General features: G+C 73.5%; 11 protein-coding genes. 2 read left to right on the plus strand and 9 right to left on the minus strand.

Features of this window, described 5'->3' with window-relative positions:
• Nucleotides 1-10 precede the first annotated feature (10 nt).
• From nadD to IE286_RS10940, 3 genes are all read right to left on the minus strand, one after another.
• Complete coding sequence (gene nadD, locus IE286_RS10930) at nucleotides 11-691, minus strand: nicotinate-nucleotide adenylyltransferase (protein WP_189796440.1); 681 nt, start codon at nucleotides 689-691, stop codon at nucleotides 11-13.
• A 101-nt stretch (nucleotides 692-792) separates the two neighbouring features.
• Nucleotides 793-948 (minus strand): hypothetical protein, encoded by a 156-nt coding sequence (locus IE286_RS10935; RefSeq protein ID WP_189796441.1) that lies wholly within the window; start codon nucleotides 946-948, stop codon nucleotides 793-795.
• 196 nt (nucleotides 949-1,144) lie between these two features.
• On the minus strand, nucleotides 1,145-1,309 hold the full coding sequence (locus tag IE286_RS10940) for a hypothetical protein (RefSeq protein ID WP_189796442.1): 165 nt from the start codon (nucleotides 1,307-1,309) through the stop codon (nucleotides 1,145-1,147).
• 99 nt (nucleotides 1,310-1,408) lie between these two features.
• Here IE286_RS10940 and IE286_RS10945 point away from each other — a divergent pair, with 99 nt between their 5' ends.
• Entirely contained in the window at nucleotides 1,409-2,542 is a 1,134-nt protein-coding gene (locus tag IE286_RS10945) for a M48 family metallopeptidase (RefSeq protein ID WP_189796443.1), read from the plus strand.
• Nucleotides 2,543-2,671: 129 nt separating this feature from the next.
• Here IE286_RS10945 and IE286_RS10950 read toward each other — a convergent pair whose 3' ends face one another.
• The 6 genes from IE286_RS10950 to galE form a co-directional block, all read right to left on the minus strand.
• Complete coding sequence (locus IE286_RS10950; RefSeq protein WP_189796444.1) at nucleotides 2,672-3,739, minus strand: SCO2583 family membrane protein; 1,068 nt, start codon at nucleotides 3,737-3,739, stop codon at nucleotides 2,672-2,674.
• 124 nt (nucleotides 3,740-3,863) lie between these two features.
• The gene (locus tag IE286_RS10955) at nucleotides 3,864-4,430 is read right to left on the minus strand and encodes an SCO2584 family spore wall biosynthesis protein (protein WP_443743029.1); all 567 of its coding nucleotides are present in this window, start codon (nucleotides 4,428-4,430) and stop codon (nucleotides 3,864-3,866) included.
• A 111-nt stretch (nucleotides 4,431-4,541) separates the two neighbouring features.
• Nucleotides 4,542-5,828 (minus strand): glutamate-5-semialdehyde dehydrogenase, encoded by a 1,287-nt coding sequence (locus tag IE286_RS10960; RefSeq protein WP_189796446.1) that lies wholly within the window; start codon nucleotides 5,826-5,828, stop codon nucleotides 4,542-4,544.
• Between the two features lie 261 nt (nucleotides 5,829-6,089).
• Nucleotides 6,090-6,623, minus strand: a complete 534-nt coding sequence (locus tag IE286_RS10965; RefSeq protein ID WP_189796447.1) for a DUF8830 family protein — start codon at nucleotides 6,621-6,623, stop codon at nucleotides 6,090-6,092.
• Between the two features lie 159 nt (nucleotides 6,624-6,782).
• Nucleotides 6,783-7,889: a glutamate 5-kinase gene (gene proB, locus IE286_RS10970; protein ID WP_372462501.1), complete on the minus strand. Its 1,107-nt coding sequence runs from the start codon at nucleotides 7,887-7,889 to the stop codon at nucleotides 6,783-6,785.
• Between the two features lie 562 nt (nucleotides 7,890-8,451).
• Nucleotides 8,452-9,423 carry a UDP-glucose 4-epimerase GalE gene (galE, locus tag IE286_RS10975; RefSeq protein ID WP_189796448.1) on the minus strand — a complete coding sequence of 324 codons (972 nt, stop codon included), beginning with the start codon at nucleotides 9,421-9,423 and terminating at the stop codon, nucleotides 8,452-8,454.
• Nucleotides 9,424-9,819: 396 nt separating this feature from the next.
• Here galE and IE286_RS10980 point away from each other — a divergent pair.
• On the plus strand, nucleotides 9,820-10,953 hold a 1,134-nt coding region (locus IE286_RS10980), incomplete at its 3' end, for an ALF repeat-containing protein (RefSeq protein WP_189796449.1).

The raw sequence follows: 10,953 nt of genomic DNA on the forward strand, positions 1-10,953 counted from the left end.
CCCTCTCGGCTCACTCGCCGCGGTACAGCTCGCGTTTGTCGATGTAGCGCACGACCCCGTCGGGCACCAGATACCAGATGGGGTCCCCCTTGGCGACTCGCGCACGGCAGTCCGTGGAGGAGATGGCGAGGGCGGGGACCTCGACCAGGGAGACGCCGCCTTCGGGCAGTCCGGGGTCGTCGAGGTGGTGGCCGGGGCGGGTGACGCCGATGAAGTGGGCCAGGGAGAACAGTTCCTCCGTGTCGCGCCAGGTGAGGATCTGGGCGAGCGCGTCGGCTCCGGTGATGAAGAACAGATCGGTGCCGGGGTTCAGTGCCCGCAGTTCGCGCAGGGTGTCCACGGTGTAGGTGGGGCCGCCGCGGTCGATGTCGATGCGGCTGACGGAGAACTGCGGGTTCTCGGCGGTGGCGATGACCGTCATCAGATAGCGGTCCTCGGCCGGGGAGACACGGCGGTGGCTCTTCTGCCACGGCTGGCCGGTGGGGACGAACACCACCTCGTCCAGGTGGAACTGGGCGGCGACCTCGCTGGCGGCCACCAGGTGCCCGTGGTGGATCGGGTCGAACGTTCCGCCCATGACACCCAGGCGGCGTCTGCCCGTCGGCCCCGGGCCGCTGCAACTGCACGGTCCGTGCGTGATGTGGTCCACCGTGTCACTCGCCGGACCGGTAGGCATGTCCTGCTCTCCCATGCGTGCAGACCCTACCGGCCCGGCCTGCGCGCTTCGGCGGCGAGATGGCCGGGCACGGTCCCCGGGGCCCCGGGCGGTGTCCGGGGGCGGGGTGCGACGGGTCAGCGGTCGCGGTTGAACCGCGTGGTGATCCACAGCAGGAGCAGCAGGACGACGAGCGCGGCGCCACCCGTCACAGCCGGGTTCAGACTCTCGTGGCGGCCGCCCTCGGCCTCGGCGAGGTTGACCAACTGGGCAGCGGTGCTGTGGAAGCTCATCTTCGGCAGAACCTATCCGGGTGTGGGCGGGACAAAGACGTCGGCTCATCGTAAGCGCCCGCCGTCGGACGCCTCACGCCGACTCCACCGTTGCGGACCGCACGCCGGTGCTCCGACCTGCGCGGCCGGGCGCGGGCGACGGCCTCGGCGGGGTGCGGGACGGCCGCCGGAGGGCGCCCGAGGGCCGCCGCGGCGGTCAGTCGTCGTCGCGCCGGTAGCCGCGCAGCAGCAGCCAGCCGACCAGGACGCAGCCGAGGATCATCACGATCAGGACGATCCGGAGGAGATCACCCGATCCCTGCTGCTGGGCGGCGGCCCCGGCGGCCTCGGTGAGCCGGTCGAGTGCGGGACGGTGCTCCATGGCTTTCTCCTTCGCTGTGCTGCCCGTCCACGGTATCTCCGCATAGGCTGGCACCGGCTTCGGGGGCACATCGGGCACCTCAGACATCGAGGGGGAATCATGGCGGACGACGGCGGGCGGCACGGCGGGCAGGGGCAGACACCCGGCCGGGGGCGTTCACGCTTCCCGGACATCTCCTCGCGCGCCTGGGAGCATCCGGCCGACCGGTCCGCGCTGGTCGCCCTGCGCCGTCTCAGCGGCTTCGACACGGTGTTCAGGACCCTCAGCGGCCTGGTGCCCGAGCGCAGCCTGCGGCTGCTGTTCCTGTCCGACTCCGTGCGCGTGTGCGACGAGCAGTTCCCGCACCTCAACGACATGCTGCGGGACGCCTGCTACATCCTGGACCTGGAGAAGGTCCCCCCGATGTACGTCACCCAGGACCCGCAGCCGAACGCGATGTGCGTCGGCCTGGACGAGCCGGTGATCGTGATCACCACGGGCCTGCTGGAGCTGCTCGACGAGGAGGAGATGCGGGCGGTCGTCGGGCACGAGGTCGGGCACGCCCTGTCCGGCCACTCGGTGTACCGCACGATCCTGCTGTTTTTGACCAGCCTGGCCGTGCGGGTGGCGTGGATCCCGCTGGGCAACATGGCGGTCATGGCGATCGTCACGGCGCTGCGCGAGTGGTTCCGCAAGTCGGAGCTGTCGGCCGACCGGGCGGGGCTGCTGGTCGGGCAGGACCTGCAGGCGTCGCTGCGGGGCCTGATGAAGCTGGCGGGCGGTCACCATCTGCACGAGATGAACATCGACGCGTTCCTGCGGCAGGCCGAGGAGTACGAGGAGGCCGGTGACCTGCGGGATTCCGTGCTGAAGATCCTCAACGTGCTGCCGCGCAGCCACCCGTTCACCACGGTGCGGGCGGCGGAGCTGAAGAGGTGGGCCGGCTCCCGCGACTACCAGCGCATTCTGGACGGGCACTACCCGCGGCGCGGCGAGGACAAGGACGCCTCGGTCGGCGGCTCCTTCCGCGAGTCCGCGGCGCACTACGCGAGCCAGGTGAAGAACTCCAAGGACCCGCTGATGAAACTGGTCGGCGATCTGGCGGGCGGTGCGGGCGACCTCGGCGAGCGCTTGCGGCGCGGTTTCGGCGGCTTCACCGGCCCGGGCTTTCCCCGCGACGCCGGGAAGGGCGGCCCGAAGGAGCCTCCGGCGGACGAGCCGCCCGGGGACGGCGCGTCCCGCACCGGCGACTGACGCGGCGCGCGGACGCGGCGCGCGAGCGGGCCCGACCGGCGCGTGCGCCGGCGGGCGCGACCGGCGGACCGCGCCTGTCGCGGCGGCCGCCCGTCCGGCGGTGGCTCACACCCTAGGTGCGCGGGCGGCTCACACCTGGGGCTCGGCGGCCGGGGACAGGCTGCCGCACACGGGCATGGCGCCGTCCCGGGCGTAGGGGTCGGTGCCCGAGGGGCCGCCGGCCTCGGCGGTCCGGCCGGCGAGCACCGGGGCGAACCGGGCCGCGGAGTCCTCGGCGCAGGACAGCGGGCCGGCCCGGACGTCGGAGAGCGCGAGCTGGACCTGGTGGGCGCGCAGATCGTCGCGGTCGAGGCGGAACTGCATCTCCCGCCGGACGGTGAACAGCGAGACCTGCGCCCTGCCGGAGGACGCGGCCGGCTTCACCGCGTAGACGAGGGTGACGTCCGCGGTCACCTCCAGGACCGCCGGGTCGGCCTCCCGCACCCGCAGGGTGCCCTTGGTGCGCACCTGCGGGTCGGCGAGTCGGGCGCGGTCCGGGGCGAAGTGGACGAGCCAGCCGGTCAGGGCGTGCCGGCCGTCGGCGGCCGGGTGCGCGACGCTCTCGTCGAACTGGCCGCGCTGGTCCTCGTCGATCAGGGACCGGACGCCGTCGTACCGGCCGGCGGTGACCACCTCCGGGTCCAGGGAGGAGGCGACCAGATACTCCCGGACGTAGCTCAGGGCGGCGAGGACCTGGCCGTCGGAGAAGTGCGCGGCGTCCCGGCGGGCGGGCAGCGCGATGCCCTCGGCTCCGGCGAGGTAGCCCTTGGCCGGACTGTGCGCGTAGAGCAGGGCGGGGTCGTCGGCTCCGGGCACCGTGCCCCGCGGGGCCAGCGGGACGACGGTGGTCCGCGGCGGCGCGGCGGGCCGCTGGGCCTGCAGGGCCGGGTTCGGGCCGCGCACCCCCAGATAGACCGCGGTGACGAAGGCGAGGGCGACGAGCAGGACGAACAGCAGCGCCTGCCGGGGCAGTGCGCGGAGCAGTCCGGGGCGGCGGCGCACGGCCGGGGTGTGGTCGGTGATCCGCTCCCGTGCGGAGTACTCCTGGAGCGGGGCAGCACGGACGAACGACTCGTCGAACACGATGGATCGGTATTCGTCCTCCGCGCCTGAGGGGCCCTCGGGCGTCCCCTCCGGCGGTTCTCCAGGCCCGCCCATGTCTTCAGGGTAGGCCGCCCCGATCGCTGGTGAACGGGGACGTCCGGGCCAGGACCGAAAGCTTCCGGTCCGCATCACGGGTGCGGGCTCGCGCCGTGTGCGCCGGGGCGCTCGGCGGGGGCGCTCAGGGGGTGCGCGGGACTGCGGAGACGAGCGGCGGGGAGGAGTCGGCGGAGGCCGAGGGCTCGGCGCTGCCGTGTCCCAGACCGGTGGAGGCGGGCGGCGGCGCCTGGTCGCGGCCGCCGGAGGAGGAGCCGCCGCGGTAGACCGCGGCGAAGGCGAGGGCGACCATGCCGATGCCCATCACCAGGGCGAGCACCCAGGCCACCGGGCGGTGCCAGCGCACCTGCCCGCCGAAGGGTCCGGTGCCGCGGAAGCGGCCGCGGGGCAGGCCCGTCTGGACCAGGTCGTCGAGGTCGTGCTCGAAGCCGGCCCCGTCGGAGCCGTAGCGGTCGTCGTAGCGCTCGCCCCGCGCGTGTGCGCGGCGGGCCTCGGCCTCGGAGGCCTCGGCCCGGGCCTGGGCGGCCGCCAGGAGGCGTTCGACGGCGCTCGGCTCGTGGATCGTGGCCGCCCGTACGAAAGCCTCGTCGAAGACCACGGAGGCGGACTCTTCGTCCGGCCGTCCGCGGTCGTGGTCGTCGTCGGGCTCCCAGCCGTCAGGGAACGGCGTGCCCCCCACGTCCTCCGGCACGCATCCAGAGTAGACCTGGGGGGTCAATTTGGGCAGACGGTATGCAAATCCATCCGCAAGGTGAGACGCCGGTGCGCCGGGTGCACGGCGGGCGCACCGGCCGGGGCGCGGTCAGCGCCGGATGTGTCCGTCGCCGGTGACGATGTACTTGGTGCTGGTCAGCTCGGGCAGGCCCATCGGGCCGCGGGCGTGCAGTTTCTGCGTGGAGATGCCGATCTCCGCGCCGAACCCGAACTGGCCGCCGTCGGTGAAGCGGGTGGAGGCGTTCACGGCGACGGTGGTGGAGTCCACCAGCTGGGTGAACCGGCGGGCGGCCTGCTGCGAGGAGGTGACGATCGCCTCCGTGTGCCCGGAGGACCACAGCCGGATGTGCGCCACCGCCTTGTCCAGCGAGTCGACGACGGCGGCGGCGATGTCGTAGGACAGGTACTCGGTGTCCCAGTCGTCCTGGGTGGCCGGCACGACCGTGGCGCGGGAGTCCTTGGCGTAGGCCATGACCCGGTCGTCGGCGTGCACGGTGACCCCGGCGTCGGCAAGCGCGTCCAGGGCGCGCGGCAGGAAGTCGGCGGCGATGTCCTGGTGGACGAGCAGGGTCTCGGCGGCGTTGCAGACGCTCGGGCGCTGCGCCTTGGAGTTGACGAGGATGTCCACGGCCATGTCGATGTCGGCGTCCGCGTCGACGTAGACGTGGCAGTTGCCGGTGCCGGTCTCGATCACCGGGACGGTGGACTCGGTGACGACGGTGCGGATCAGCGAGGCGCCGCCGCGCGGAATGAGCACGTCGACCAGGCCGCGGGCGCGCATCAGCTCGTGCACGCTCTCCCGGCTCTCCCCGGGCACCAGCTGCACGGCGTCCGCGGGCAGGCCCGCCCCGCCGACCGCGTCGCGGATGACCCGGACCAGGGCGGTGTTCGACTCGTAGGCGGAGGCGGAGCCGCGCAGCAGCACCGCGTTGCCGGACTTCAGGCACAGGGCGGCGGCGTCCACGGTGACGTTGGGCCGGGCCTCGTAGATGATGCCGACCACGCCGAGCGGCACACGGACCTGGCGCAGGTCCAGACCGTTGGGCAGCGTGGAGCCGCGGACCACCTCACCGACCGGGTCCGGCAGCGCCGCCACATGACGCACGTCGGCGGCGATGGCGCGCACCCGCTCCGGGGTGAGGGTCAGCCGGTCGACGAGGGCGTCGCCGGTGCCGGCCGCGCGCGCCTTGGCGACGTCCCGCGCGTTGGCCTCGACGATCTCACGGGTACGGACCTCCAGTGCGTCCGCGATGGCCAGCAGCGCGTCGTCCTTCGTCACCCGCGGCAGCGGCGCCAGGTCGGCAGCGGCGGCCTTGGCCCGGTAGGCGGCCTGGGTGACCGGGGACATCGAGTCGTACGGCGAGAGCGTGGTCATGAGGGAAGCGTAGTGCGCGGCGCGGACGGCTTCAGCGGATGTTCCACACCGCGAGACATCACGAGCCGGGACGAATCGCCCGGCCGGGCGTGGACCCTGCCGGTGCCCGCCCCGCCGGTGCCTCGGGCGCCGGCGTGCGGGCACCGGCGTGACCGGCGCCTCAAGCCCCGGACCACGCGCCGGAGCCGCCCCCGTGTCGGCACGGGCGCCGGGGAACGCTCCTGTGGGCCGGCCCGGGTCGGGTGCGGGCCGGCCCGCCCGTCAGAACGGGTGCACACCCACCGGGGTGGCCGGCGGCGGGCCGTAGCCCTCGGCGAGCCGCTGATGGTAGGTGTCGCGGTCGACGACCTCCAGGCCGACGATCTCCCAGGGCGGCAGCTGGGCGCTGCGCCGGTGCTCGCCCCACAGGCGCAGCGCGACGGCGGCCGCGTCGTGCAGGTCGCGGGCCTCCTCCCAGTAGCGGATCTCCGCGTGGTCGCCGGCGTAGCGGCTGGTCAACAGGAAGGGGTGGTCGTGGGCGAGCTGTTCCAGGCCGCGCCGCACCTCCTCCGGCGGGGCCGGGGTGCCGCAGACCCGCAGGGTGATGTGCCACAGCCTGGCCAGGTCCGCGGGGCGGCCGACGGCCTCGGACGTCACGGGTCCTTCGCCCGCCTGCCGTGCCGGCCCGGCCGCGTGGGCCCGGGCGAAGCGTCCGCCGGCCGTCACGCCGACCAGGACGCGCCCCTCACCGGCCGCACGGGACGGGGACCCGCCGGTACCACCGCGGGACGCCGCCCCCGGGCGTACTCGTTGCACGACGGCCTCCTTCTCCCAGTGGTCACCCGGGCGCACGCCGGGTGCTCGTACGGGCTGCTGCCTCCGGGACACAGTGCACCAGGCCGCGCGGCTCCGCGGGGCGGTTTCACGGAACGTCCCCAGCCGTTCGAACCGAGGGCGTGGGGACGTTTCGGCGCATTACGGCTCCAGCAGCGCCAGGTCGTCCCTGTGTACGACCTCGCGTTCGTACGCCGGTCCCAGTTCGCGGGCCAGCTCCCGGGTGGAGCGGCCGATCAGCCGGGGGATCTCCTTGGCGTCGAAGTTGACGAGGCCGCGGGCCACCGCGCGGCCCGCCGTGTCGCGCAGCTCGACCGGGTCGCCGGCGTTGAAGTCGCCCTCGACGGCGGCGATGCCCGCCGGGAGCAGCGACTTGCGGTGCTCGACGACGGCACGGACCGCTCCGTCGTCGAGGGTGAGCGCGCCCTGCGGGGAGGAGGCGTGCTTCAGCCACAGCAGCCGGTCGGCGGAACGCTTGCCGGTGGGGTGGAAGTAGGTGCCGGTGTCCCTGCCCGCGAGGGCGTCGGCGGCGTGGACGGCGCTGGTGAGCACCACGGGGATGCCGGCGGCGGCCGCGATCCGGGCGGCCTCGACCTTGGTGACCATGCCGCCGGTGCCGACGCCCGCCTTCCCGGCACTGCCGATCTCGACGCCCTCCAGGTCGGCCGGGGAGCGCACATCGGTTATCCGCGAGGTGCCGGGCCTGCTGGGGTCGCCGTCGTAGACGCCGTCCACGTCGGACAGCAGCACCAGCAGGTCGGCGTGGACGAGGTGGGCGACGAGCGCGGCGAGGCGGTCGTTGTCGCCGAAGCGGATCTCGTCGGTGGCGACGGTGTCGTTCTCGTTGACCACCGGCAGGGCACCCATCGCCAGGAGCTTGTCCAGGGTGCGCGAGGCGTTGCGGTGGTGGGCGCGGCGGCTGGTGTCGTCGCCGGTCAGCAGGATCTGGCCGACGCGGATGCCGTAGCGGGCGAAGGAGGCGGTGTAGCGGGCCACGAGCAGGCCCTGGCCGACGCTCGCGGCGGCCTGCTGGCGGGCCAGGTCCCGCGGGCGGCGGCGCAGCCCGAGGGGGGCCAGCCCGGCGGCGATGGCGCCGGAGGAGACCAGGACGATCTCCCGCTCGCCGTGGTTGCGGCTCTTGGCGAGGACGTCGACGAGGGCGTCCACGCGGTCGGCGTCCAGTCCGCCGGCCGCGGTGGTCAGCGACGACGATCCCACCTTGACGACGATTCTGCGGGCCTCGCGCACGGCCTGCCGCGTCCCTGCCACCTTGCTGTCCGTCTCCTCACGCCGTTGCCGCTGCTCACCGGTGTCCACGCGCCGAATCTACGCGAAGGGGGACGGTCCCCGCTCGACCGTCCCAGCACGCGGACCGGGGTGCAGCGGGTGCGCCGCCGGTCCGCCCGGCATCCGATGGCGCACGCCGCATCGAGGGGAGCACCACCGGGAGCGGAAGAACAGCGCGCTGACCGCGACGCGTCGGGGACCGCCGGGCCGAGGGTCTCGCGACACCGGTCGTCGCACTCGCCTGATGCCGGCGCGTGGGTGACCACTCCGGTCCGTTCGCGCTGCCACGACCCACGGGGCTCGGAGTGCGGTGAGCACCATGGCAGCCGTGAGGCGGGTCATCGGCGAGCGCCTCGCCGACGGCAAGAGATACCCGGTCACCTCAGGGCAGTTCACGCACGGTATCGCCAAGATGTGAACTACCCGTGCGCATGCGGGAACAGCGCACGCAGGTGCGTCACCGGCGCACAGAAGGCCGCCGCCTGGAAAAGGCGGCGGCCTTCGCCTTGTGCGGGAACTCGCCTCAGCCGTGCCGGTGGCGCCAGCCCTGCCAGGCCGAGCGGATCATGTCGTCCAGGTCACGGCGGGCGCTCCAGCCCAGCTCCGCGCGGATGCGGTCGGCGGAGGCGACGACCCGGGCGGGGTCGCCGGGGCGACGTGCGGTGACTTCGGGGGTGACGTCCTCGTGGCCGGTCGTCTTGAGGATGCGGTCGACCATCTCCCGGACGGAGCTGCCTTCGCCCCGGCCGATGTTGAGGGTCAACGAGGTGCCCGCAGGTGCCTCGGCCAGGCGCCGCGCCGCCGCGAGGTGGGCGGAGGCGATGTCCTCGACGTGGATGTAGTCGCGCACGCAGGTGCCGTCCGGTGTGTCGTAGTCGTCACCGAAGATGCGGGGCGCCGCACCGGCCTCCAGCCGTTCGAACACCATGGGAATGAGATTGAACACGCCCGTGTCGGACAGTTCGGGGGTGGCGGCCCCGGCGACGTTGAAGTAGCGCAGCGCGGCGGCCTTCAGGCCGTGGGCGCGTGCCGCGGCGGCGATCAGCCACTCGCCGATCAGCTTGGTCTCGCCGTAGGGGCTCATGGGCACGCACGGGGTGTCCTCGGTGACGAGGTCCGCGTCCGGCATGCCGTAGACGGCCGCGGAGGAGGAGAAGACGAGCCGGTCGACACCGGCGGCGGTCATCGCCTCGAGGAGAGTCTGCAGGCCGGTGACGTTCTCCCGGTAGTAGTACAGGGGGCGTTCGACCGACTCCCCCACCTGCTTCTTGGCCGCGATGTGCACCACACCGGCGATGTCGTGCTCGCGGAAGGTGCGCTCGAGGAGCTGCTGGTCCAGCACGCTGCCCACGACCAGCGGCACTCCGGAGGGCACGCGGTCGGCCGTACCGGTGGACAGGTCGTCGTACACGACCACACGCTCGCCGGCCTCCGTCATGGCGCGCACCACATGGGCACCGATGTACCCGGCTCCGCCCGTGACCAACCAGTTCATCGCTGCCTCCTCCGTGCGTACGGCTGGGACCCACCTTCGCCCATGGCCTGCACGAAATCGAATCCGGCACATGAGGGCATTTCAGGTGATTCTGCGTACGGCGCGGCTCGACGGCCCGCATGCCGTCCGGCGCGGGACAAGACGCACACCGCCTGTGAAAATGTCGTGAACGCGCCATCAAAGCATGGTCACACCCTGTGCGCAACCGACAGGAAATGTCGCATTGCGGCGAATGCACCCCATACACAGGTGTGTGTTTTCTCATGACATTCACCAGTGTCTGACAGCTAGTCAACTCCTGACGGGTGCCCCTACGTTCGCCTGACCGGACCGGTACGCCTGACGGCGTGACGGCAGGCGGTACCGGCGCCGGACACTCGACAAGGGGGACACTTCGTGGACACCACCACCTACTGGAGCAGACGCCGCGTCCTCACGGCCATCGGGGCGGCCACCGCGGCGACCGCGCTTCCGCTCGCGGCGCCCTCCCGGGCTCTGGCCGCCGCCACCGCGTCCACCTCCACGACCGATCTGCCGACGCTCCCGGAACTTCCCGCCACCGACCGGGCGAGGGCCGTCACCGCGTGGAAGATCGGTGGACCCACGGTCAAGCGCACGGCGGCCGCGGCCCTCACCGGCAGTGACGCCGACATCAGCAGCCTTCTGTCGCAGGGGCTGGCGCAGGCCACCGCCGAGGACAATCGCGTCACCCTGCTCAAGGCGCTGCCCGCCAGCGGCAAGGGCGCGGCCCGTGACGCCTCCGCCGCGCTCGACGGCGGCGACGAGGCCATCGCCGCCTTCCTGGCCGGCGGCTACAAGACCGCCGAACTCGAGGACCTCCGCGCCACCACCCTGACCGTCATGAACAGCGGCGGCACGGCGGTGCGGCGGGAGGGCCAGAAGGCACTCGACGAAGGCACCAGCGACGCCCTGTCGAGGTTCCTGCTCGACACTCAGATCACCGCGCGCCAGGAGGACGAGCGGGTCGAGGTCCTCCGCATCCTGTCCACCGCCTCTCCGGAGGTGAAGACCTACGCCCAGCGCGCCCTGGACGACGGCTCCCCGTCGGCGATCAGCTGGTTCCTGACCACCGGTCAGTACATCGCGCGGGCCCGGGACCAGGAGAGCGCCACCATCGAGCAGCTGGTGGCGATCGTGGAACGCGAGGGCAAGCGCGCCCAGCTCACCTCCGACCGTGCCATCGTCGCCTCGGAGAAGGCGCAGGAGGCAGCCGAGAAGGCCAAGGAGGCAGCCGAGAAGGCCGCCGCCGAGGCCGACGCGGCCCGCGACGACGTCGCCAGGTCCGGTGCGGCGGCCCGCAAGGCGGCCTCCGCGGCCCAGGGGGCCGCCTCCGCCGCCCGGACCGCCGTCCAGGCCTCCTCCGCCGCACACAACGCGGCTCGCCGCGCGGCCCTGGCCGCCACCGGCGCCGCCCCGGCCGCCGCGACTGCCGGCCGAGCCGCGTCCGCAGCGGACTCCGCGGCCGCCGCGGTGGCCAAGGACGCCGGCAAGGCCCAGGCCGCCCGGGCC

This window comes from Streptomyces thermodiastaticus, from assembly GCF_014656135.1.
GTDB classification, from domain to species: domain Bacteria; phylum Actinomycetota; class Actinomycetes; order Streptomycetales; family Streptomycetaceae; genus Streptomyces; species Streptomyces thermodiastaticus.

Excerpts from the sequence above, each read along its gene's own strand:
- IE286_RS10940 (WP_189796442.1), bottom strand. The coding sequence starts at position 1,309 with ATGGAGCACCGTCCCGCACTCGACCGGCTCACCGAGGCCGCCGGGGCC.
- IE286_RS10960 (WP_189796446.1), bottom strand. The coding sequence starts at position 5,828 with ATGACCACGCTCTCGCCGTACGACTCGATGTCCCCGGTCACCCAGGCC.
- IE286_RS10950 (WP_189796444.1), bottom strand. The coding sequence starts at position 3,739 with ATGGGCGGGCCTGGAGAACCGCCGGAGGGGACGCCCGAGGGCCCCTCA.
- IE286_RS10945 (WP_189796443.1), top strand. The coding sequence starts at position 1,409 with ATGGCGGACGACGGCGGGCGGCACGGCGGGCAGGGGCAGACACCCGGC.
- nadD (WP_189796440.1), bottom strand. The coding sequence starts at position 691 with ATGGGAGAGCAGGACATGCCTACCGGTCCGGCGAGTGACACGGTGGAC.
- IE286_RS10935 (WP_189796441.1), bottom strand. The coding sequence starts at position 948 with ATGAGCTTCCACAGCACCGCTGCCCAGTTGGTCAACCTCGCCGAGGCC.
- galE (WP_189796448.1), bottom strand. The coding sequence starts at position 9,423 with ATGAACTGGTTGGTCACGGGCGGAGCCGGGTACATCGGTGCCCATGTG.